General features: G+C 67.9%; 21 protein-coding genes. 4 read left to right on the forward strand and 17 right to left on the reverse strand.

The annotated features are described in order from the left end of the window. Positions 1-11 precede the first annotated feature (11 nt). Genes J7D54_RS10465 through J7D54_RS10480 form a run of 4 tightly spaced genes read left to right on the forward strand, consistent with a single transcriptional unit; the run spans position 12 to position 4,285 of the window. Positions 12-965 carry a carbohydrate ABC transporter permease gene (locus tag J7D54_RS10465; RefSeq protein ID WP_076060815.1) on the forward strand — a complete coding sequence of 318 codons (954 nt, stop codon included), beginning with the start codon at positions 12-14 and terminating at the stop codon, positions 963-965. Further along, entirely contained in the window at positions 965-1,870 is a 906-nt protein-coding gene (locus J7D54_RS10470; protein WP_182763835.1) for a carbohydrate ABC transporter permease, read from the forward strand. The genes J7D54_RS10465 and J7D54_RS10470 overlap by 1 nt, the downstream gene beginning before the upstream one ends. Further along, positions 1,867-3,261, forward strand: a complete 1,395-nt coding sequence (locus J7D54_RS10475) for a GH1 family beta-glucosidase (protein WP_182763836.1) — start codon at positions 1,867-1,869, stop codon at positions 3,259-3,261. Before J7D54_RS10470 ends, J7D54_RS10475 begins: the two co-directional genes overlap by 4 nt. Before the next feature lie 10 nt (positions 3,262-3,271). After that, positions 3,272-4,285, forward strand: a complete 1,014-nt coding sequence (locus J7D54_RS10480) for a LacI family DNA-binding transcriptional regulator (protein ID WP_182763837.1) — start codon at positions 3,272-3,274, stop codon at positions 4,283-4,285. A gap of 21 nt (positions 4,286-4,306) precedes the next feature. On the opposite strand, the gene J7D54_RS10485 is transcribed toward J7D54_RS10480, so the two are convergent. The 17 genes from J7D54_RS10485 to J7D54_RS10565 form a co-directional block, all read right to left on the reverse strand. Then, complete coding sequence (locus J7D54_RS10485) at positions 4,307-5,455, reverse strand: MFS transporter (RefSeq protein ID WP_182763838.1); 1,149 nt, start codon at positions 5,453-5,455, stop codon at positions 4,307-4,309. 93 nt (positions 5,456-5,548) lie between these two features. Beyond that, positions 5,549-6,514, reverse strand: coding sequence for a polyprenyl synthetase family protein (locus J7D54_RS10490; protein ID WP_182763839.1), 966 nt, complete (start codon positions 6,512-6,514; stop codon positions 5,549-5,551). Between the two features lie 16 nt (positions 6,515-6,530). Next, complete coding sequence (gene nuoN, locus J7D54_RS10495; RefSeq protein WP_182763840.1) at positions 6,531-8,111, reverse strand: NADH-quinone oxidoreductase subunit NuoN; 1,581 nt, start codon at positions 8,109-8,111, stop codon at positions 6,531-6,533. Continuing rightward, a complete protein-coding gene (locus tag J7D54_RS10500; RefSeq protein ID WP_182763841.1) occupies positions 8,111-9,622 on the reverse strand; it encodes an NADH-quinone oxidoreductase subunit M in 1,512 nt (503 codons plus the stop codon). The genes nuoN and J7D54_RS10500 overlap by 1 nt, the downstream gene beginning before the upstream one ends. A 20-nt stretch (positions 9,623-9,642) precedes the next feature. Continuing rightward, positions 9,643-11,499: an NADH-quinone oxidoreductase subunit L gene (gene nuoL / locus J7D54_RS10505; RefSeq protein WP_182764237.1), complete on the reverse strand. Its 1,857-nt coding sequence runs from the start codon at positions 11,497-11,499 to the stop codon at positions 9,643-9,645. Between the two features lie 58 nt (positions 11,500-11,557). Then, on the reverse strand, positions 11,558-11,857 hold the full coding sequence (nuoK, locus tag J7D54_RS10510) for an NADH-quinone oxidoreductase subunit NuoK (RefSeq protein ID WP_076060835.1): 300 nt from the start codon (positions 11,855-11,857) through the stop codon (positions 11,558-11,560). Further along, positions 11,854-12,675, reverse strand: coding sequence for an NADH-quinone oxidoreductase subunit J (locus J7D54_RS10515; protein WP_245243961.1), 822 nt, complete (start codon positions 12,673-12,675; stop codon positions 11,854-11,856). Before J7D54_RS10515 ends, nuoK begins: the two co-directional genes overlap by 4 nt. Then, positions 12,672-13,232 (reverse strand): NADH-quinone oxidoreductase subunit NuoI, encoded by a 561-nt coding sequence (gene nuoI / locus J7D54_RS10520; protein ID WP_076060839.1) that lies wholly within the window; start codon positions 13,230-13,232, stop codon positions 12,672-12,674. Before nuoI ends, J7D54_RS10515 begins: the two co-directional genes overlap by 4 nt. After that, entirely contained in the window at positions 13,232-14,560 is a 1,329-nt protein-coding gene (gene nuoH / locus J7D54_RS10525; protein ID WP_182763842.1) for an NADH-quinone oxidoreductase subunit NuoH, read from the reverse strand. The genes nuoI and nuoH overlap by 1 nt, the downstream gene beginning before the upstream one ends. Next, positions 14,557-16,965, reverse strand: a complete 2,409-nt coding sequence (locus J7D54_RS10530; RefSeq protein WP_182763843.1) for an NADH-quinone oxidoreductase subunit G — start codon at positions 16,963-16,965, stop codon at positions 14,557-14,559. Before J7D54_RS10530 ends, nuoH begins: the two co-directional genes overlap by 4 nt. After that, positions 16,962-18,275 carry an NADH-quinone oxidoreductase subunit NuoF gene (nuoF, locus tag J7D54_RS10535; RefSeq protein ID WP_182763844.1) on the reverse strand — a complete coding sequence of 438 codons (1,314 nt, stop codon included), beginning with the start codon at positions 18,273-18,275 and terminating at the stop codon, positions 16,962-16,964. Before nuoF ends, J7D54_RS10530 begins: the two co-directional genes overlap by 4 nt. Next, positions 18,272-19,015 carry an NADH-quinone oxidoreductase subunit NuoE gene (gene nuoE / locus J7D54_RS10540; protein ID WP_182763845.1) on the reverse strand — a complete coding sequence of 248 codons (744 nt, stop codon included), beginning with the start codon at positions 19,013-19,015 and terminating at the stop codon, positions 18,272-18,274. The genes nuoF and nuoE overlap by 4 nt, the downstream gene beginning before the upstream one ends. Continuing rightward, positions 19,012-20,292, reverse strand: a complete 1,281-nt coding sequence (locus J7D54_RS10545) for an NADH-quinone oxidoreductase subunit D (protein WP_076061023.1) — start codon at positions 20,290-20,292, stop codon at positions 19,012-19,014. Before J7D54_RS10545 ends, nuoE begins: the two co-directional genes overlap by 4 nt. Positions 20,293-20,360: 68 nt before the next feature. Continuing rightward, entirely contained in the window at positions 20,361-21,062 is a 702-nt protein-coding gene (locus tag J7D54_RS10550) for an NADH-quinone oxidoreductase subunit C (RefSeq protein ID WP_182763846.1), read from the reverse strand. Continuing rightward, a complete protein-coding gene (locus J7D54_RS10555) occupies positions 21,059-21,613 on the reverse strand; it encodes an NADH-quinone oxidoreductase subunit B (RefSeq protein ID WP_182763847.1) in 555 nt (184 codons plus the stop codon). The genes J7D54_RS10550 and J7D54_RS10555 overlap by 4 nt, the downstream gene beginning before the upstream one ends. A 12-nt stretch (positions 21,614-21,625) precedes the next feature. Next, complete coding sequence (locus J7D54_RS10560) at positions 21,626-21,985, reverse strand: NADH-quinone oxidoreductase subunit A (RefSeq protein WP_076060858.1); 360 nt, start codon at positions 21,983-21,985, stop codon at positions 21,626-21,628. Positions 21,986-22,001: 16 nt separating this feature from the next. Next, on the reverse strand, positions 22,002-23,291 hold the full coding sequence (locus J7D54_RS10565) for a geranylgeranyl reductase family protein (protein WP_182763848.1): 1,290 nt from the start codon (positions 23,289-23,291) through the stop codon (positions 22,002-22,004). Positions 23,292-23,390: the final 99 nt, after the last annotated feature.

The following is a 23,390-nucleotide window of genomic DNA, read 5'->3' on the forward strand; positions in this document are numbered from 1 at the left end:
AGGAACTGCGAATGCCATCCATGACCACCTGGCGGCAGCGGGCGAACCGCTGGGACGTCAAGTACTCGCCCTACCTGTACATCAGCCCCTTCTTCATCCTCTTCGCGATCGTGGGGCTCTACCCCCTCATCTACACCGCCTGGGTCTCCGTGCACGACTGGCACCTGATCGGCGGCCAGGGAGACTTCGTCGGGCTGCAGAACTTCATCGACGTCCTGCAGCAACCGCGCTTCTACAACGCGCTGCGCAACACGTTCTCGATCTTCCTGCTGTCGTCCGTGCCCCAGCTCATCGCGGCGATCTTCATCGCGTGGATGCTCGACGCCAACCTGCGGTCCAAGACCCTGTGGCGCATGGGCGTCCTCCTGCCCTACGTGGTGGCGCCGGTGGCGGTCTCCCTGATCTTCTCCAAGCTCTTCGCGGACAGCTCCGGCCTGATCAACACCCTGCTCGGCCAGATCGGGATGAACCCCGTGGGCTGGCACTCCGACAGCTTCGCCGCCCACGTGGCGATCGCGACGATGGTGAACTTCCGGTGGACCGGCTACAACACGCTGATCTTCCTGGCCGCCATGCAGGCCGTGCCGCGCGAGCTCTATGAGGCCGCCGTCGTCGACGGGGCCAACCGGGTCCAGCAGTTCTTCTCCGTGACGCTGCCGTCGCTGCGTCCCACGATGATCTTCGTCATCATCACCTCCACCATCGGTGGCCTGCAGATCTTCGACGAGCCGCGCATGTTCGACCAGCTGGGTCAGGGCGGCGCGGACCGGCAGTGGCAGACGCTGACCATGTACCTCTACGAACTGGGCTGGGGGCCGCAACGCAGCTTCGGCCGGGCCTCCGCGGTGGCGTGGCTGCTGTTCCTCATCATCATCGTCATCGGCGTGATCAACTTCTGGCTGACCAGCCGCATCTCCAGTTCCGAGGGCCGCAAGGCCAGGCAGCGCACCAAGGAGGCCGTGTGATGCATTCGACACCCATGATCGAACAGACCGCGGGCAAGGGCGCGGCCCGCTACGCACGCCGCAAGCTGGGGCTGGTCTCCGGCAGGCGCCGGGCCGGGTGGGGCACGTACGCGACCCTGACGCTGGTGCTGCTCATCTCCATCTACCCCCTGTACTACGCCATCCAGCTGGCGAGTTCCGACGCGGCCACCATCGCCCGCAACCCCATCCCGCCCCTGCTGCCGCAGGGCAACCTCATCGAGAACCTCAACCGGGTACTCAACTCCGACATCAACTTCTGGCGGGCCTTCACCAACAGCGTCATCGTCTCGACGGTCACGTCGGTGTTCCTCGTGATCTTCTCGACGCTGGCGGGCTACGCGTTCGCCAAACTGCGCTTCCGCGGCAGGGGGCCGCTGCTGATCTTCGTCATCGCCACCATGGCCGTGCCGATGCAGCTGGGCATCGTCCCGCTGTTCATCGTCATGAGTGAACTGGGGCTCACGGGCAGCCTCGCCGCCGTCATCATCCCCAACATCGTCACCGCTTTCGGCGTGTTCTGGATGACCCAGTACCTGAGCCAGGCGCTGCCCTACGAGCTGATCGAAGCGGCCCGCGTCGACGGCTGCTCCATGATCAGCACGTTCCGCCACGTCGCGCTCCCTGCCGCGATGCCGGCGGCCGCGATGCTCGCCCTGTTCACCTTCGTGGCCCAATGGACCAACTTCTTCTGGCCGTTCATCGTCCTCGATGCCAGCAACCCCACGCTCCCCGTGGCGTTGCAGCTGCTGCAGTCCAGCTACTTCAAGGACTACTCCCTCATCATGGCCGGCGTAATCATCTCCACCGTGCCGCTCATCATCGTTTTCATCATCACAGGACGTCGGCTCGTCGCCGGCGTCATGGAAGGAGCAGTGAAGGGATGACCCCCGTCACCTTTACCCCCGACTTCATCTTCGGCGCAGCCACGGCCGCCTTCCAGATCGAGGGCGCCAGCACCGAGGACGGCCGCGTGCCGTCCATCTGGGACACGTTCTGTGCCACCCCGGGCAAGGTCGTCGGCGGCGACACCGGTGAGGTGGCGTGCGACCACTACCACCGCATGCCGCAGGACGTCGCCCTCATGAAGGAACTGGGGCTCCAGGCCTACCGGTTCTCGACGGCCTGGCCCCGCGTGGTGCCCGCCCCCGGTGAGGTCAACCAGAAGGGTCTCGACTTCTACTCGCGGCTCGTGGACGAGCTCCTGGCCGATGGCATCAAGCCGTGGCTGACCCTGTACCACTGGGACCTGCCCCAGTACGAGCAGGACAGGGGCGGCTGGACCAACCGCGACACCGCCCACCGGTTCGCCGACTACGCCGAGGTGATGTACCGCGCCTTGGGCGACCGGGTCGACATCTGGACCACGCTCAACGAGCCCTGGTGCTCCGCGTTCCTGGGCTACGCGAACGGCGAGCACGCCCCGGGCCACCAGGACGGACGCGAGGCACTGGCCGCGGCCCACCACCTCCTCCTGGGGCACGGGCTGGCCGTGACGCGGCTGCGTGAGCTCGGTCTCGCACAGCCGAAGCAGGTGGGGATCACCATCAACCCCAGCATCCACCACCCGGCAGACCCGGACAGCGCCGCCGACCGCGACGCCGCCCGGCGGCACGACGCCCTGCGCAACCGCATCTGGCTGGACCCCCTCTTCACGGCGGAGTACCCGGCAGACCTCATCGCCGACATGGGCGACCTCTGGCCCGCGGAACTGATCCTCGACGGGGACCTGGAGATCATCTCCCAGCCCATCGACGTGCTCGGCATCAACTTCTACAACGGTGAGACCACCGCCGCTGTCCCGGGCGCCGACGTCGACTCCCCCGGCTCGCCGCACCCGCGCACCGGCGACACCACGGGCGTCGGCCGCGACGTCCCCCTGACCGCCATGGGCTGGGAGGTCTACGCGCCGGACTTCACCGACGTGCTGGTGCGCCTGAGCCGCGACTGGGCCGCCCCGCACGGGGCCTACCTCGTCGTGACCGAGAACGGGGCCGCCTTCAACGACGTGCCGGACGCCGAGGGCTTCGTGGCCGACGCCGACCGCAGCGACTACCTCTACCAGCACATCGGTGCCGTCCACGACGCCATCGAGGCCGGCGCCGACGTCAGGGGCTACCTCGCCTGGTCGTTGCTGGACAACTTCGAATGGGCCTGGGGCTACGAGAAGCGCTTCGGCATCGTCCACGTGGATTATGACACCCAGGTGCGCACGCCCAAGGCTTCTGCCCGTTGGTACGCTGATGTGATCCGTTCACGCGAACTGGCCAAGCCGTAAGAAGGATGAGATGACTCTCAACGGTCGCCCGCCGACACTCGAAGACGTGGCACGCCTCGCCGGTGTGTCGCGGGCGACCGCTTCCCGCGCCATCATCGAACCCGCCAAGGTGTCGGAGGAGCGCCGCTCCGCCGTCGAGGAGGCGATGGCCCGCCTGGGCTACGTCCCCAACGCCGCGGCCCGCAGCCTGGTGACGCGCCGAACCATGTCGATCGCCGTCGTCGTGCCCGAACCCACGCGCACGGTGTTCGAGGACCCCTTCTTCCAGGCCGCCATCGGCGGCATCAACTCCGTGCTCACCGGCGCCGACTACCAGCTGGTCCTCCTGATGGGAGACCCGCAGGGGCAGACGCAGCGGGTGCGCCATTACCTGCGCTCCCGCCTGGCCGACGGCATCGTCGTGGTGTCCCACCACGGGTCCGACGGCGTGGTGGAGACCGCCGTGGCTGCGGGCGTGCCCACCGTGCTGGTGGGGCGTCCGTTCAGCGGCGCCGTCAATGTCGCCTACAGCGACCTGGACAACGTGCTGGGCGGCCGGCTCGCCACCCGGCACCTGATCGAGCAGGGCTGCTCGACCATCGGCATCGTCACCGGCCCGCTGGACATGGTGGGCGCCCGCGACAGGTTCCAGGGTTGGCGCACCGAGCTCGCCGAGCACGGCAAGGCGGCCGGCGGCATCTGGCATGGCGACTTCGACCGTGACTCCGGCCTCTCCGCAGGGCACGAGATCGCCACCGGTGCGGTGAAGCTCGACGGGCTCTTCGTCTCCTCAGACCTCATGGCGCTGGGGGTGCTGGAATCGCTCGCGGAGCACGGCGTACGGGTTCCGGACGACCTGCGCGTGGTGGGCTTTGACGACATCAGCCTGGCCGCCTATGCGAGGCCCTCCCTCACGACTGTCACGAACTCCGGTTTCGCGCTTGCCGCCGCCGCCGCCGAGCTGCTGATCCAGCAGCTCCAGACCGGGGTGATCCCGGAACCCAGGATCCTGCATCCCGATCTCATCGTCCGCGAATCGGCCTGAGCGCTCATCTGATCCGGGCAGTCAGGGGAGGCGCTCGCGCAATGCGATGGCGACCGCCGCCAGCGCCACTGCGGCAGCGGTGACGACGAAGGCCTGGGCGAAGCCGAACCCGCCGGCCAGCGCACCGATCGCCATGGCGCCGACGCCGGTGCCGACGTCGAAGCCCACGTTCCAGATCACCGAGGTGGAGGCACGGTTCTCCTCCCCCGCCTCCACGAACGAGCGCACCAGCGTCACCGTCTGCAGCGCACCGTAGGCCAAGCCCAGCAGGGCGGCGCCGACGATCATCCACGCGGGCTGCCCCCACCGGAGCGAAGCCGCGATGCCCGCCACGCCCAGCGCGGCCACCCCGAGCAGCGACCAGATGAACGGCCTGGTGCCGTAGCGGTCGCTCAGCCCCCCGACCAGGTAGCGCCCCACGGCGGCCAACCCGGTCACGGCGAGCAGGACCGTCATTGCCACGAGGGGGTCGCTGACCAGCTGCGGCGCGAACGTCAGCACCGCACCCCCGGAGGCCGTCACCAACAGCAGGGCGGCCACGGGCATCCAGATCAACGGGAGGACGCGCAGCAGCGGCGCGCCGGCCGAGGACGCCCCGGGGTCGCCGGCCGTCTGCCGGGAGATCTGCCGCCCGAGTTCCGCCACCCAGAGGAGCGCGACCAGCGGAAGCAGACCGAGGACGAGCGTCCAGCGCACGCCGATGAGGTCAGCCAGCAAGGGCGCCACCGACATCAGCACCAGCTGCGGAATGGAGACGGCGAGGCCGTAGAGACCGACGCCTCGACCGCGTGCTTCTGGCGGGGTCAGGAGCGCCACCGCGGTGGCACCGCAGACCGTGATGATGCCGAAGCCGACGCCCCGCATGGCGTTGGTGCCGAGTACCACCCAGAGGTCCGGGCTGATGGCCTGCAGCGCGGCGGGGATCCCCAGCGCCAGGAGACCGAGCGAGAGCGTGCGGGTCCAGCCCCATTTCGCCAGCCACCGGTTGACCTGTAGCTGGGTGAGGACGGTGGTGGCCATGAGCACCGTGGTGGCCATGCCGGAGCCGAACTCCGCCGCGCCGCCCCGGGCGGCCCACAGCGGGGAGATGGGCAGCAACAGCGCGAACCCGGCGAACGCCACGGAGGCGGTCAGCAGGATCAGCGGCATACCCGGCGCGCGCAGCACCACGAGGCATCACTCCAAGAGCTAGGGGGAATCAACCGCCTCACTCTACCCGCACGAACGGTGGGCGCCGCCTCGTCGGACGCCCGGCCGGGTGGCCTAGGAGGTGCGCTCGACGAGGTCCGTGCACACCTGCAGCAGCGCGTCCTTCGCCTCGCCCTCGGGCAGTGGCGCGAGATGGGCGCGGGCGATGGCGGCGTGACGCTCGACCTCGGCCTTCGCGCGGGCCATGACGGGGTGGGCCTTGAGCCCCTCGAGCGCGGCCTCCAGGTCCTCGTCGGAGCTGAGGTCGCCGTCGATCAGGGCGAGCAGGTCCGCGTCGGCCGCATCCTTCTCCGCCCGCAGCATGAGGACCGGCAGCGTGGGGACACCCTCGCGCAGGTCCGTACCGGGCGTCTTGCCGGTGCTGGTCGAGGTGATGTCGATGAGGTCGTCCGAGAGCTGGAACACCAGCCCGATCTCCTCGCCGAAGTTCGTCAGCGCGGTGAGCACCTCGTCGGAGGCGCCGGACACCATGCCGCCGAAGCGGGCCGACGCGGCGATCAGCGAGCCGGTCTTGTCCGCGATGACCTGGATGTAGTGGGCCAGCGGGTCCTCGCCCTCGCCAGGGCCCTTGGTCTCGGCGATCTGGCCCTGCACCAGTCGCGAGAACGTCTCTGCCTGCAGCATGACGTAGTCGACACCGAGCTCGGCAACCGTGGTGGAGGCGCGGGCGAACAGGAAGTCGCCCACGAGGATGGCCACGGAGTTGCCCCACAGCCGGTTGGCCGACGGGGCGCCGCGGCGCAGGTCCGCGACGTCCATGACGTCGTCGTGGTAGAGGCTCGCCACGTGGGTGAGCTCCATGACCATGGCGGCCCGCATGAGGTCGTCATGGTCGGACTCCCCACCGAAGTGGGAGGAGAGGAAGACCAACAGCGGACGGAACCGCTTGCCGCCCGCCGCGATGATGTGGCGGGCAGCCTCGGTCACGAACGGCGAACTGGCCACGGCGCTCTCGACCAGGTTGCCCTCGAACTCGTCGAGGAGCACGGTCAAGCGTGCGTCGAGCAGGTCGTTGCCCACTGTGGGTCTCCTAGGGTCAGCGAATGAACTGTGCGGCACCGGCAACCAGGCTGAGCACGCCGCCCGGCACGAGGCCGAGGACCAGCGTAGCCAGACCTGTGACCACGAGCACAACCCACGTCCCGGCAGACGGGGACTCGACCACGCCCACGGTCGCCTCGTCGGCGTCCTGGAACCACATGGCCACAACGACCTTGAGGTAGAAGAACGCGGCGATGACGCTCATCACCACGGCGACCAGGACGAGCCAGCCGTAGCCGCCCTCCCACGCAGACGCGAACACGGTCAGCTTGCCGACGAAGCCCGCGGTCAGCGGGATGCCGGCGAAGCTCAGCATGAACAGGGTCATGAGGGCTGCGATGAGCGGGCTGCGCCTCCCGAGGCCCTTCCAGGACTCGAGGCCGTTGGCCTCACCGCCCGCGCGGCGCACCATCATGACGATGGCGAAGGCACCCAGCGTGGCCACGCCGTAGGTCAGCAGGTAGAACGCGACGGCGGCCACGGACGCCACCGACACGTTGTCGCCGGCCTGCACCGCCCCGACGACGCCCACCAGGATGAAGCCGGCGTGTGCGATCGAGGAGTAGGCAAGCAGGCGCTTGATGTCGGTCTGCGCGAGTGCCGCGGTGGCACCCACCAGCATCGTGACGACCGCGACGACGGAGAACAGCAGCTGCCAGTCCCAGGCGAGTCCGCCGAGTGCGACGTAGTACACGCGCAGCAGAGCGGCCACGGCTGCGGTCTTGGTGGCCACCGCCATGAAGCCCGTCACCGGGGTGGGCGCGCCCATGTAGGCGTCCGGGGTCCACGAGTGGAACGGCACTGCGCCCATCTTGAACAGCAGGCCCACCGATGCCAGCAGCATGCCGCCGAGCAGCAGCCACTTCGAGCCGGTCCCGGCGGTGACCGCATCTGCGATCCCGGCCAGCGTCAGGGCGCCGGAGTAGCCGTACAGCAACGAGATGCCGTAGAGCATGATCGCCGAGGCGATGGAGCCGAGGAGGAAGTACTTGAGGGCAGCTTCCTGGCTCAGCAGGCGACGGCGGCGGGCCATGCCGGTGAGCAGGTACAGCGGCAGCGACAGGATCTCCACGGCCACGAACAGCACCAGCAGGTTGTTGGTGGACGAGAACAGCAGCATGCCGAACAGCGCGAACACCAGCAGCGGGAAGACCTCGGTGTGCTCACGACGGAGGCGGTCCGCCTCCCGCTCGAGCGGCGAGCCGGGCACGGTGGCGGCCGACGACGCGAACGCCGACACTCCCCCACCGACGCGGCGCTCGGCGAAGAGCGCCACCCCGGCCAGCCCGACGAGCAGCAGCAGCGTCCAGAAGACGTAGGTCGGGCCGTCGATCGCGAGCAGCCCCATGGCGGCCAGCGAAGGTGTTTCCTGGACCCAGTTGAGGATGGTCACCCCGAGCGACGCGAGGATGCCGATCGCGGCCAGACCCGCCTGCACCGGCTGGCGGAGGTGCCGGGGCACGAAGCCCTCGAGCAGGACGCCCAGGGCACCCACACCGAGCAGGATGAACAGCGGCGTCAGCAGCATCCACTCCAGCGTGGGAGCGGGGATCGGCGTCTCCAAGAGGTTGATCATCAGTTGCCTTCCTCAGCCTGCGGGGCGGGATCGGTCACGCCGACGGTCGCCATCGTGCCCTGAGCAGCGTCGTCCGCCACTGACAGCACGGGCTTCGGGAAGAAGCCGAACAGCAGCAGCAGGGCGATGAGCGGCGCAACGACGGCCTTCTCGCGGAGCGTGAGATCGGTGGTGACATGGCTGGCGACCTGCTCGGTCACCGGGCCGGTCATCGTGGTCTTGTACATCCGCAGCACGTACACGGCGGCCAGCACCATGGCCAGCACCAGGAACGCGATGTGGATGGGGTAACGCTGCCAGGAACCGGCGAGCACCAGGAACTCGGCGACGAAGTTGCCGAAGCCCGGCAGCGACAGGGCGGAGAGACCCGCGAGCAGCAGGACTCCGGAGAGCACCGGTGCCACCTTCTGCACGCCGCCGTAGGCGTCGATGTCTGCGGAACCGCGGCGTCGGATCATGAACCCGACGACGAGGAACAACGCGGCGGTCGACAGACCGTGGTTGAGCATGTAGTAGATCGAGCCGCTCATGGACTGGCTGGTCAGCGCGAAGATGCCGAACACCATCAGGCCGAAGTGGCTGATCGAGGTGTAGGACACCAGTCGCAGCAGGTCCTTGGCGCCGAACGCCATGAGAGCGCCGTAGAACATGGACACGATCGCCCAGACCAGGATCACCGGGGTGGCCCACTGGCTGGCCTCGGGGAACGCCTGGAGGCAGATCTTGATCATCCCGAAGGTGCCGATCTTGTCCAGGATGCCCACGAGCAGCGTCGAGGTGCCCGGCGTGGCCTGCTCGGCCGAATCAGGCAACCACGTGTGCAGCCCGGCCAGCGGCGCCTTCACCGCGAAGGCGAAGAAGAAGCCCGCGAAGAGCCAGCGCCCCATGGACGTGTCGATGTCGAGCCCGACGAGGTCGCCGATCAGGAAGCTCGGCGAGCCGGCCGCCGCCGTGACGGCGTAGACGCCCGCCACCGCGACCAGCATGACCAGGCCACCGGCCAGGGAGTAGATCAGGAACTTGACCGCGGCGGCGCTGCGACGGGGGCCGCCGTAGCCACCGATGAGGAAGTACGTCGGGATCAGCGTCGCCTCGAAGGCCACGTAGAACAGCAGGATGTCCGAGGCCATGAACACGAACAGCGCGAAGCCCTGCAGCAGCAGCGCGAGGGCGAAGAACGTGGAGCCGCCCCAGCGGGAGGTGGGCTCATCGCCCGTGTGCCATTCGGCGAGCAGCACCACCGGCACGATGAGGACGGTCATCAGCACCAGGATGGCGCCCATCCCGTCCAGGTCCAGCGCGTAGCGCGCGCCGATCGAGGAGATCCAGGAGACGTCCTCGGCCAACACGGCGTCCTGCGTGTGCAGGATGAACGCCAGGACACCGAGCACCAGAGTGGTGACCGCGAAGCCGTAGCCGACGAGCTTGCCGACGTGACCCTTCACGAAGAACAGCACGATCGCGCCGACGATGGGCACCAGGCCGAGGACCGTCAGAAGAGGGAATGCCATTGTCATTTCTCAGTTACTCCTTAGCCCAGCTGCCCGATGACAACGACGACGGCGAGGGCCAGGAGGCCCACCCCTGCGGTCAGCCCGTAGCTGCGGACGTAGCCGTTCTGCAGTTTGCGGAACCATTCACCCGCTCCGGTCGCGACCGCGGCGGAACCCATGACCGCGCCGTCCGCGACACCGTGGTCGAAGGCGCCGATGCCGGCTGCCAGACCCTTGGTGGGGCGGATGATGGCGTGCTCGTTGAAGGCGTCGCCGTACAGGTCGTGGCGGCCCGCGTGCACGAGCGGGTTCTTCGTCTCCGGCGCTTCGCGCGGGATGTCCCCCTTGTGCAGGAACCAACCGATCGCGACACCGACGACGACCACCGCCAGCGTCAGGACGCCGATGGTGGTGAAGTGGATCAGCGGGGTGTTGTGCGGCTCCTGGCCGGTGGCCGGGGCCAGCCAGTCCTGGATCCAGCCGTTCATGAGGACGCCGGCCACGATGGACAGCAGCGCCAGCACGATGAGGGGCACCGTCATGACGAGCGGCGACTCATGCGGCTCGACGCCGTCCTCCCAGCGCTTCTTGCCGAAGAACGTCATCATCATCAGGCGTGTCATGTAGTACGCCGTGATGCCGGCGCCGAGCAGGGCCAGCACGCCGTAGATCACGTTCTGCTCGAAGGCGGCCTCGATGATGTGGTCCTTCGAGTAGAAGCCCGAGAGGAACGGGAAGCCGATGATGGCGAGGTAGCCGATCCCGAAGGTCAGGAAGGTGATCCGCATGGGGCGGGCCAGGGCACCGAAGTGACGCATGTTCACGTCGTCGTGCATGCCGTGCATGACGGAGCCGGCGCCCAGGAACATGTTGGCCTTGAAGAAGCCGTGCGTGATCAGGTGGAAGATCGCGAACGAGGCGCCGATGGGGCCGAGGCCCGCGGCGAGCATCATGTAGCCGATCTGCGACATCGTCGAGCCCGCGAGGACCTTCTTGATGTCGTCCTTCGACGTACCGATCCAGGCACCGAAGAGCAGCGTGACCGTGCCGACGATGGCGACCGCCGTCGTGGCGATCGGCGCCGCCTCGTAGATGACGTGCGAGCGCACGACCAGGTAGACGCCGGCGGTGACCATGGTCGCAGCATGGATGAGGGCCGACACCGGAGTGGGGCCCTCCATCGCGTCCAGCAGCCAGGACTGCAGTGGCACCTGGGCGGATTTACCGCACGCGCCGAGCAGCAGGAAGAAACCGATGAGCGTGACCCAGACGGGCGTCAGGTTCGCGACCCCCGCGTTGACGTCCTCGAAGCGCACCGAGCCGAACATTGCCAGCATCGTGAAGATCGCCATCGACAACCCGAGGTCGCCGACGCGGTTGACGATGAAGGCCTTGTTGCCGGCGGCCGACGCCGAGGGGCGGTGGGCCCAGAAGCTGATCAGGAGGTAGGACGCGAGGCCCACGCCTTCCCAACCGACGAACAGCACCAGGTAGTTGTCCGCGAGCACCAGGAGCAACATGGCGGCGATGAACAGGTTCAGGTAGGCGAAGAAGCGACGGCGACGCTCGTCGTGCTCCATGTACCCGATCGAGTAGATGTGGATCAGCGAGCCGACGCCGGTGACCAGCAGGACGAACAGGATCGACAGCTGGTCTGCCAGGAAGCCGACGCCGACCGACCAGTTGCCGGTGGCGATCCACTCGTACAGCTGGACGTTGACGGCGCGGTCGTCGGGGGACGCCCCGAGGAGTTGCAGGAACAGCACCAGGCCGATGGCGAACGACGCGATGGGTGCCAGGGTTCCGAGCCAGTGGCCCCAGGCGTTGGTCGCCCGGCCTGCCAGCAGCAGGAAGGCGGCCGAAGCCAGCGGGATGGCCACCAGCAGCCAGACCATCAGGCCGGTGCTCGACAGGGCGGAGACGGATTCAAGAAGTTGCACGCTCGTAGTCCCCTTACAGCTTCATCAGGTTGGCGTTGTCGACGGAGGCCGAGCGACGGGACCGGTACACGGCGACGATGATCGCCAGGCCGACCACAACTTCAGCGGCTGCCACGACCATCACGAAGAACGCCGCGACGAGTCCGTCGAGGTTCCCGTGGAATCGGGCGAATGCGACGAATGCGAGGTTCGTGGCATTGAGCATCAGTTCGATGCTCAGAAAGGCGATGATCGCGTTGCGGCGCAGCAGGAACCCTGCGATGCCGATGGCGAACAGGATCGCCGAGAGGATCAGGTAACCCTCGGGGCTCATTCGTCGTCTCCTTCGATCTCAAGCGTGCGACCCTCGAGCGCCTGGTAGGCGGAGGAGGTGGGTGCGCGCAGTTCGTCCACGTCGACCACCACGCCACGCATGGTGAGGGTGCGCGAGACGGACTTCTCGGCGATGGACCCGTCCGGGAGCAGCGCCGGGATGGAGATGGCGTTGTGCCGGGCGAACACACCCGAGTTGGGCAGCGGGCCGGGGTGCTCGCCGAGCTCGGCGTAGGCGCGCTTGCGGAGTTCAGCGGACTCCACCTGGTTGACCTTCTTGCTGAGGAGCTCGCCGTGGGCCAGCACCATCGCGCCGACCGCGGCCGTGATCAGGAGGGCCGCGCTCGCCTCGAAGAGGAACACGTACTCGCCGAACAGCTTGTTGGCCAGCGACGGGATGTTGCCGCCGTACTCGGCGTTGGCCTCCGCCAGGCCGGCGGGCTGCCCGCCGACGGTGAACTGGCCGACGGCGGAGATCATCAGGATGCCGATGCCCAGCGCCACCAGCGAGGCGGCGATGCGATGGCCCTTCAGCGTCTCGACGACCGAGTCGAGCGAATCCACGCCGATCAGCATGACGACGAACAGGAACATCATCAGGATGGCGCCGGTGTACACGACGATCTGGATGACGAACAGGAAGGGCGCGTCCTGGGCTGCGTAGAGGACCGCGATGGCCACCATCACGCCGGCCATCGCGATGGCCGAGTGGATGGGCTTGCGCGACAGCAGGAAGATCAGGGCGCAGATCACCGCGATGGGCGCGCACACCCAGAAGGCGACCTCACCGGCTGTCACCAGCGGGATCATGGGGATCATTTGGCCGCTCCTGTGGTCGTCGAGCCGGTGCGGGTGTCGGGGGTGCCCGTCGCGGGCAGCCCCAGGAAGTAGTCGCGCTCGTCCGCGCCGAGGCGACGGGGGTGCGGCGGTTGTTCCATGCCGGTCAGCAGCGGCGCGAGCAGGTCTTCCTTTTCGTAGATCAGGCTCAGCCGCGTGTCGTCGGAGATCTTGAACTCGTTGGTCATCGTCAGCGCCCGGGTGGGGCAGGCTTCGATGCAGAGGCCGCAGAAGATGCAGCGCAGGTAGTTGATCTGGTAGACGTGGCCGTAGCGTTCGCCCGGCGAGTAGCGGGCGTCGTCTGTGTTGTCGGCGCCCTCCACGTAGATGGCGTCCGCCGGGCAGGCCCAGGCGCACAGTTCACAACCGACGCACTTCTCCAGGCCGTCAGGCCAGCGGTTGAGCTGGTGCCGGCCGTGGAAGCGCGGCATGGTGACCTTCTCCGCGCCCTTCTTGTGCGGGTACGACTGCGTGAACGTCTTGCGGAAGATGGTGTTGAGCGTGATGCCGAAGCCGGCCCACGGATCGAAGATGCCCATCAGGCTTCCTTCCCTTCTGCGGTGACCTCGGCCATGGTCTGGTCCTGCGCGGGTCCGCGCACGACGCCTGCGAGCTCGGGCAGCATCTGCCCGGGCATCGGGGGCACCGGGTAGCCGCCGGCGAACGGGTCGTAGACCTCCTCGACGACCGGGCGCTCCTCCGGCAGTTCGGCCACGGGGTCCTTGCCGCCGAACAGCCACCACAGGACGATGAGCAGCGCGAGGCCGAGGCCGAGAGTGGCGTTGCGGAACTGCGTGTTGGCGACCAGCGCGACCACGATGATCCAGATCAGCGAGATCTCGATCAGCACCTTCCAACCGAGACCCATGAACTGGTCGTAGCGCAGGCGCGGCAGCGTGCCACGCAGCCACACGAACACCGAGATCAGGAACTGGACCTTCAGCATGAAGAAGATCGGGCCGAACCACGGGTTGTTGAAGAACTCGATGTTGTTCAGCGGCCAGATCGGCAGGTAGCCGCCGAGGAACAGCGTCGTGCAGACGGCCGACACGGTCGCCATGTTGATGTACTCCGCGAGGAAGTACAGCGCGTAGCGGAAGCCGGAGTACTCCGTCAGGTAACCGGAGACCAGCTCCGACTCGCACTCGGGCAGGTCGAACGGTGCACGGTTGGTCTCGCCCACCATGGCGATGGCGTAGATGATGAACGACGGGATCAGCAGCAGGAAGTACCAGGTCTGCAGCCCGAGCGGCAGCGCGATGTCGGTGAAGGGCACGACGAGTTGCAGCGGGATGCGCTGCGACTCGACGATCTCCGAGGTGGACATCGAGCCGGCCATCAGGAACACGGCGACCATGGACAGCCCCATGGAGATCTCGTAGGAGATCATCTGCGCCGTCGAACGGATGGAGCCGAGGAAGGAGTAGGTGGAGTTGCCGGCCCAGCCCGCGAGCACGATGCCGTAGATGCCGATCGAGGCCGAGGCCAGGATGAACACCGCGGCGACCGGCAGGTCGGTGAGCTGGAGGCGGGTCTCGACGCCGAACATCGTGACCTGCCCGCCGAACGGGATGACCGTCCAGCAGGTGAAGGCGGCCACCGCGGTGAGCACGGGGGCGATGTTGAACAGCCACTTGTCGGCGTTCTTCGGGCGGAAGTCCTCCTTGATGAGGGCCTTCATACCGTCTGCGAGCGCCTGGCCGAGGCCGAAGGGGCCGTTCATGATGGGGCCGAGGCGGTGCTGCATCTTGCCGACGAGGCGACGCTCGTACCACACGTTGAAGATCGTCCAGACGAGGAGGACGACGAAGAGCGCCACCACCTTGATCAGGATCAACCACCAGGGATCGTTCATGAAGATGTTCATGCCGTTGCTCCTTCGACGACGGTGACGGCCGTGACGCGGACCGGCGAACCGGGGGCGGCGACGAGGCGCTCCCCCTGGCCGGGGTTGACGGGCACCCAGACGACGTCGTCGACCATGCCGGGGACGATGTCGACCGGCAGCACCAGGCTGCTGCCCGCTGCCTCCACGGTGGCGACCTCGGACAGACCGAGCCGCTCCGCAGTGGCGGCGGAGACCCGGGCGACCGGCGGACGTGCGGTGGCCCGCAGCGCCAGTTCGTAGTCGTTGCCCTGGGAGGCGTCGAGCAGTTCGCGCCATCCGGCGACGACCGGGCCGGCCTGGGCGGGAGCAGCCGCGACGGCGGGGGCCGCCGGCCGGTCGCCGTCCCAGGCACCGAGTTCCGTGAGGTCCGTGTAGGCCTGCTTCGGCGCGCGGAAGCCGAGCGTCGACCCGAGGGCATCTGCCAGCGCGGCCAGGATGCGGATGTCGGTCATCGGCGACACGGGCTGCTTGACGATCACGTTGACGCGGCCGTGGCGGTGCTCCCAGTTGACGAAGTGACCCGACTGCTCCTCGAGGAGTGCGGCCGGGAAGACCACGTCCGCGCGGGCGGTGACGGCGCTGGCGCGCTGCTCGATGCTGACCACGAACTGGGCGGCCTCGAGGCCGGCCAGCGCGGTGGCCGGGTCACCGAGGTCGTGCGGGTCCACACCGGCGACGACCAGCGCCTTGAGCGTGCCGTCTGCCAGCGCGGCGAACTGCTCCTCGGCCGACAGACCGGCCTCAGCGGGCAGCGAGCCGACGCCCCAGTGGGAGGCGACATCGACGCGGGCGGCGGGGTCCGCCACCGGGCGACCGCCGGGCAGCAGCCCCGGCAGGCAGCCGGCCTCGATGGCCCCGACGTCACCTGCGCGACGCGGGATCCAGGCCAGGCGGGCGCCCGTGGCGTCCGCCTTCGCGGCAGCGGCGCTCAGCACGCCGGGGAGGACTGCGGCGCGCTCGCCGACGAGGATGACCGAGCCGGCGTCGAGGTCCGTCAGGGCGTCCAGCGCCTCGGCTTCGCGGCCGGGGGCCGTGGGCACGAGGGTGGCGGACAGCTTGTCGGAGCCGCGGGAGAGGAACGGCGCGAGGGTGGTGACCTTCAGGTGCCCCTTGCGGACCGCCTTGCGGAGGCGGAGGAACACGATCGGCGACTCGTCCTCAGGCTCGAAGCTCACCAGCACCACGTGCTTGGCTGCCTCCAGATCCGCATACGTGACGGCTTCGTCGACCCCCCTGCCGGCCACGCGGGCGGCGAGGAAGTCTGCCTCTTCGGCAGAGGCGGGACGCGAGCGGAAGTCGACGTTGTTGGTGCCCAGCACCGCACGGGCGAACTTGCCGTAGGCGTAGGACGCCTCGACGCTCAGGCGACCACCGGTCTGGACACCGACGGCGGAGCCGGCGGCGCGGAGACCCTGGACCGCGGCGTCGATGGCCTCGGGCCACGACGCGGGCTCCAGCACTCCACCGCGGCGCACCAGCGGGCGGGTGATGCGGTCGTCGCCCCGGCCGTACATGAAGCCGAAGCGGCCCTTGTCGCAGCTCCACTCCTCGTTGACCTCAGGCTTGTCGCCGGCGAGGCGACGCTTGACCTGGTGGTGCCGCTGGTCCGTGCGCAGTTCACAGCCGGACGCGCAGTGCTCACAGGTGGTGACCCGCGACACGAGGTCGAAGGGACGCGCCTGGAAGCGGTAGGCGGCGGAGGTGAGGGCGCCCACGGGGCAGATCTGCACCACGTTGCCGGAGAAGTACGAGTCGTACGGGTCCTGCTCGTAGGTACCGACCTGCTGCAGCGCACCGCGCTCCACCAGGGCGATGAAGGGGTCACCGGAGATCTGTTCGGAGAAGCGCGTGCAGCGCGCGCACAGCACGCAGCGTTCGCGGTCCAGCAGGATCTGCGCGGAGATGGCCACGGGCTTGGGGAAGGTGCGCTTCAAGCCTTCGAAGCGGCTCTCACCGGGGCCGTTGGCCAGCGCCTGGTTCTGCAGGGGGCATTCGCCGCCCTTGTCGCAGACGGGGCAGTCGAGCGGGTGGTTGATCAGCAGGAACTCCAGCATGCCGCGCTGCGCCTTCTCGGCGACGGGCGAGGTGCGCTGGGTGTTGACCTTCATGCCCTCCGCCACCGGCATGGTGCAGGAGGCCTGGGGCTTGGGGAAACCGCGGCCGTTGCCGGCGTCGGGGATGTCGACCATGCACTGGCGGCAGGCGCCCACCGGGTCCAGCAGCGGGTGGTCGCAGAAGCGCGGGATGGCGGTGCCGATCATCTCGGCGGCCCGGATGATCAGCGTGCCCTTGGGGACGCTCACCTCCGTGCCGTCGATGGTCAGGGTGACCAGGTCGGGCTTCGGAGCCACCTCACCCGAGGTCGTCTTGGCGTCGACGGTCATCGCACGTCTCCTTCCGCGGCGAACAGTGCGCTCTTCTCGTACGGGAACACTTCCCAGGCGGGAGTGTGGTAGCCCTGCTCGAACTCGGAGCGGAAGTGCCGCACGGCACTGGTCACCGCGGCGACCGCACCGTCGGCCAGCGCGCAGAACGAGCGGCCACCGATGTTGTCGCAGATGTCGAGGAGCTTGTCGACGTCGCCCTCGCGGGCGGTGCCGGCTTCGAACTTCATCAGGAGCTGCACGAGCCACCAGGTGCCTTCACGACACGGGGTGCACTTGCCGCAGCTCTCGTGCTTGTAGAACTCGACGAAGCGCAGCGTGGTGCGCACCACGGAGGTGGTGTCGTCGAAGATCTGCAGTGCCTTGGTGCCGAGCATCGAACCGGCCGCCGCCATGGATTCGTAGTCCATGGGGAGGTCGAGGTGCTCCGGCGTGAGGATGGGCGTCGAGGAGCCGCCGGGGGTGAAGAACTTCAGTTCGTGGCCGTCGCGCATGCCGCCGCCGAGCTCGATGAGCTCGCGCAGCGTGATGCCCATCGGGGCCTCGAACTGGCCGGGAGTCTTGATGTGGCCCGACAGCGAGTACAGCGTGAAGCCCTTGGACTTCTCCGTGCCCATGGACTGGAACCAGTCTGCGCCGTTGTTGACGATGGCCGGCACCGAGGCGATGGACTCCACGTTGTTGACCACCGTCGGGGAGGCGTACAGACCCGCGACGGCGGGGAACGGCGGGCGGAGGCGGGGCTGGCCGCGTCGACCCTCGAGGGAGTCCAGCAGCGCCGTCTCCTCGCCGCAGATGTAGGCACCGGCGCCGGCGTGCACGATCACGTCGAGGTCGTAGCCGGTGCCCATGATGTTCTTGCCCAGGTAGCCGGCCGCGTAGGCCTCGCGGACGGCCTGCTGAAGGCGGCGGATGACGTGCAGGACCTCACCGCGGCAGTAGATGAACGCGGTGTGGCAGTTGATCGCGTACGACGAGATGATGACGCCTTCGACCAGCGTGTGCGGCGTGGCCATCATGAGCGGGATGTCCTTGCAGGTGCCCGGCTCCGACTCGTCGGCGTTGACCACGAGGTACTTCGGGTTGGGGTTGTCCTGCGGGACGAAGGACCACTTCATGCCCGTCGGGAAGCCTGCGCCGCCGCGACCGCGGAGGTTGGCGTCCTTGACGAGCGAGATGAGGTCTGCGGGCTGCATGGCCAGGGCCTTGCGCATCGCGCGGTAGCCACCTGTGGCCTCGTAGCGGGCGAGCTTCCAGGAGTTGGGTGCGCCCCACTGTTCGCTGAGGACGGGGGTGAGCAGGTCGGTCACTGTGCGGCCTCCTGCTCGGCGGCGGCCGGCTTCGCGTCAGCGGCCGGGGCCTTCCAGTCGTTCTCACGGGCGATGTCGACACCGGCCAGCGAGGCGTGACCTGCGGAGGGCCCTTCGTCGGCCCGGCCGTCGGGGAACCCGGCGAGGACGCGCTCGGCTTCGCGCCAGGACGTGATGGTCGCGCCACGGGAGGAGACGACCTCCTCGTCCTTCTGCAGCTTCTCCAGCAGGTCGTCGGCCTTCTCCGGGGTCATGTTGTCGAAGAACTCCCAGTTGACCATCATCACGGGGGCGAAGTCGCACGCCGCGTTGCACTCGAGGCGCTCCAGCGAGATCTGGCCGTCCGGGGTGGTCTCACCCTCGTCGATGCCGAGGCGCTTCTTGGCCCGGTCGAGCAGGATGTCGCCGCCCATCACCGCGCAGAGAGCGGTGGTGCAGACGCCGACGTGCTGCTTGCCGGCGGGGCGGCGCTTGTACATGGTGTAGAACGTCGCGACGCCGGAGACCTGGGCCGTGCTGATGCCCAGCACGTCGGCGCACACTTCGATGCCCCGGGGGCTGATCCGGCCGTCGACCGACTGGACGAGGTGGAGCATCGGCAGGAGTGCGGAACGAGGCTGCGGGTAGCGGGCCGCCAGTTCGCGCAGTTCGGCGATGGTGCCGTCGTCGATCTGGGACGACTGGTCGGTGTAGTCCACCGAACCGGAATCTGGGAAGTGGCTGGCAAAGTGGCCGCTCATCGGTCCACACCTCCAAGTACAGGGTCAAGGCTGGCGAGCGAGACGACGACGTCGGACATCATTCCGCCCTCGCACATCATCGGGATCGACTGCAGATGGTTGAAACCGGGATCGCGGAAGTGCACCCGGTAGGGGCGTGTGCCGCCGTCGGAGACGACGTGGCACGCGAGTTCGCCCTTGGGGGATTCGATGGCCTGGTAGACCTGCCCCACCGGGACCCGGAAGCCCTCGGTGACGATCTTGAAGTGGTGGATGAGCGCTTCCATGGACTCGCCCATGATGTGCTTGATGTGCTCGTTGCTGTTGCCCTGACCGTCGGCGCCCAGCGACAGCTGAGCGGGCCAGGCGATCTTCGGGTCTGCCACCATGACCGGCTGGCCGTGCGTGCGCTCGAGGCGGTCGATGCACTGCTCGACGATCTTGAGGGACTCCCAGCACTCCTGCAGCCGGATCCGGAAACGGCCGTAGGCGTCGTCCGAATCCCAGGTCACGACGTCGAAGTCGTAGGTCTCGTAGCCGCAGTAGGGCTGCGTCTTGCGCAGGTCCCAGGCGTAGCCGGTGGCGCGCAGCGGCGGGCCGGACATGCCCATCATCGTGGCCGCGGTGAGGTCCATCACGCCGACGCCGGACTGGCGGCCGATGAAGATGGGGTTCTCGTTGCAGAAGGCGGCGTACTCCGGCAGGTGCTTCTTGAGCCAGTCCACGATGGTGCGCAGCTGGCTGATGCCATCCTCGGGCAGGTCGTTGGCCACGCCTCCGGGGCGGATGAACGCGTGGTTCATGCGCAGGCCCGAAATGGCCTCGAAGAAGTCCAGGATCATCTCGCGCTCACGGAACGCGATGGTCATGACCGTCAGCGCGCCGATCTCCATGCCGCCGGTGCCCATGGCGACCAGGTGCGAGGCGATGCGGTTGAGCTCCATCATGAGCACGCGGATGACGCTGGCGCGCTCCGGGATGTCGTCGGTGATACCGAGCAGCTTCTCGACGGCCAGGCAGTAGACGGCCTCGTTGAACAGCGGCGCGACATAGTCCATGCGCGTCACGTAGGTCACGCCCTGGACCCACGTCTTGTACTCCGCGTTCTTCTCGATGCCCGTGTGTAGGAAGCCGATGCCGGGGCGGATGGACTTGACGGTCTCGCCGTCCATCTCGAGGATCAGGCGCAGCACGCCGTGCGTCGACGGGTGCTGCGGGCCCATGTTGACGACGATGGTCTCGTCACCACGTTCGGCCTGCTCGGCCGCGATGTCGGTCCAGTCGCCGCCCTGAGCCAGGTAGACGCGATCGACCTTCTCCTCGCTGGTGCCGGCGAAGACGTCTTCGGTGGTTGCGTGGGTGTGGGTCACGAGTAGGTCCTCCTGTTGTCGGGAGCGGGCACCTTGGCGCCCTTGTACTCGACGTCGACGCCACCCAGCGGGTAATCCTTGCGCTGCGGGTGGCCCTTCCAGTCGTCCGGCATGAGGATGCGGGTGAGCGACGGGTGGCCGTCGAAGATGATGCCGAACATGTCCCAGGTCTCACGCTCGTGGTAATCCACCATGGGGTAGGTGGCCACGACCGACGGGATGTGGGGATCTTCGTCCGGACAGGTGACCTCGAGCCGGACCCGACGGTTGTGGGTGTAGCTCAGCAGGTGGTACACGGAATGCAGTTCCGCGCCCTTTTCGTTCGGGTAGTGCACGCCCGAGACGGACACGCAGACCTCGAAGCGCAGGAACGCGTCGTCGCGGAAGGTCCGGGCGACGGCGGCGAGGTGCTCGCGCGGAACGTAGATCGTGAGCTCACCGCGGTCGAACAGCACACGGGCGCCGCCGAGTTCCTCGGGCAGCAGTTCCAGGGCCCGGCCGTAGACGGCGTCCGACGGGTCGTCGAACGGCGGCTCGGTGCGGCCCGGCATGCTGAGGCCGCGGGTGAGGCCGCCGTAGCCGGAGGTGTCGCCGGCACCGCGGGACCACATGCCCGCCTTGCTGGTGAAGATGGGCTGCTGGGCGGGGAGGCCCGAGGTGGCGGGAAGGTTCTCCTCAGGAGTCTGGTCGTCGCTCATCGCATGAGACCCTTCATCTCGACCTTCGCGGGCGCGGCCAGCGCGGCCTGCTCGGTGTCCTCGACCCAACGGTCCATGTTGGCGCCGATCGGGTGCTTCTGCACCTTCTCGCGCAGCTTGAACATCGCCTCGATCAGCATGTCTGGGCGCGGCGGGCAGCCGGGCACGTACATGTCGACGGGCAGGAAGTGGTCACAGCCCTGGACGATCGAGTAGTTGTTGAACATGCCGCCGGAGGAGGCGCAGGCGCCCATGGAGATGACCCACTTGGGGTTGGGCATCTGGTCGTACACCTGGCGGATGACCGGGGCCATCTTCTGCGACACGCGGCCGGAGACGATCATCAGGTCAGCCTGGCGCGGCGAGGCGCGGAAGACTTCCTGACCCCACCGACCGGAGTCGTAGCGCGGCGTGCCGAAGGCCATCATCTCGATCGCGCAGCAGGCGAGGCCCATCGTCGCGGGCCAGAACGAGGCCTTCCGGACCCAGCCGAAGACGCCCTCGAACGTGGTCAGCAGGATGCCGCTAGGAATCTTGTCTTCGATACCCATGTTTATCTCCGATCATTCCCAGTCGAGGCCGTTGCGGCGCAGGACGTAGATGTAAGGGATGAAGAACAGCACGATGAACACGATCATGGCGATGATCGCGAACATGCTGAGCTGGTTGTAGGCGACCGCCCACGGGAGCAGGAACACCACTTCGATGTCGAACACGATGAACATCATCGCCGTGATGTAGTACTTGACCGGGAACCGGCCGCCGCCGATCGGCTGCGGGGTGGGCTGGATGCCGCACTCGTAGCTGTCGTACTTTGCACGGTTGTACCGAGCCGGTCCGACGACCAGGCTCAGCCCCATGGATACCACGACGAACACGGTGGCGAGCAGCACCATGCCGACGATGGGGATATAGGGGTTCATCGTTGTTTCCTTCCGATCAGGCCGACGGAGCGACCTTGCACAAGGTGTTAATGATCCGGTCCATCGCGTCCCCGTCACGGGAATCGGTCAGGTTGGCCAGGAGCTTCATCACGAAGCGCATGAGCATGGGCCGGGGTAGACCGTATCGGGTGCAGATGTACATGATCCGCGGGTCACCGATGAGCTTGGTGAAGATCATTCCCAGGCGATAGTAACCACCCAGGCTGTCCTTCAGCGCGGCGGGGTAGGCCTGCATGGCCCGCTCCGCGGAGGCGGTGCCGACACCGCGCGACTTCGCTTCGGCCAAGGCCTGGGCCGCCAGTTCGCCGGCCTCCATGGCGTAGGCGATGCCTTCACCGTTGAAGGGGCTGACCATGCCGCCGGCGTCGCCGACGAGCACGAGCCCGCGGCCGTAGTGCGGCTGACGGTTGAACGCCATCGGCAGCGCAGCGCTGCTCACCTTGCCCACCATGTTCTCGTCGCGGTAGCCCCACTCCTCCGGGGTGCCGGCCAGCCACCGCTTCAGCAGGTCGCGGTAGTTGGTCTGCCCGAAGCCCTTCGACGTGCTGAGCACCCCGAGGCCGACGTTGCAGGTGCCGTCGCCCATCGGGAAGATCCAGCCGTAGCCGGGGAGCAGCGTGGACTTACCGGGCTCGCCGTCCCAGAGCTGCAGGTGCGACTCGAGGAACTCGTCGTTGCTCTGCGGGCTCGTGTAGTACGTGCGCACAGCGACACCCATGGGGCGGCTGTCGATCTTGTTGATGCCCATCGAGATGGCCAGCCGCGCGGAGTTGCCGTCAGCGGCGACGACGTAGGGGGCCTTGAAGACGCGGCCGTCCTTGGTCTCGACGCCGGTGATGCGACCGGTGCGGTCGTCCAGCACGGCGTTGGTCACGTTGGCGCCCTCGATGAGTTCGGCCCCCGCGGCCACGGCGTGGCGGGCCAGGAGGTCGTCGAAATCCGAGCGGGGACGCTGCACGCCGTAGGGCGGGAAGTCGGTCAGTTCAGGCCACAGCAACTCGAACGGCTTGACATGGCCGCCGTGCACCCGAAGACCCTTGTTGTGGATCCAGCCGGCCTCTTCAGAGGTGTCGATCCCCAGCCGGGTGAGCGCGCGGGTGGCGCGGGGCGTGAGGCCGTCGCCACACACCTTCTCCCGGGGGAAATGAGACTTCTCGAGCAGCGTGACGGAGAGCCCGTGCCGTGCGAGGTAGGTGGCTGTCGCTGATCCGCCCGGTCCGGCTCCGACGACGATGACGTCCGATTCGTGGGTGGGGCGGGCCGTGCCAGAGTTGGCGAACGACATACACACTCCTGTCGACTACGACGGTGATTACCGAGTCAGTCTAGGGGTGCCGGGACATTTCGGCCAACCAAGGCCCCGACTGCGGCCTACACTGCGAAC

This window comes from Tessaracoccus sp. MC1865 (assembly GCF_017815535.1).
Taxonomy (GTDB): domain Bacteria; phylum Actinomycetota; class Actinomycetes; order Propionibacteriales; family Propionibacteriaceae; genus Arachnia.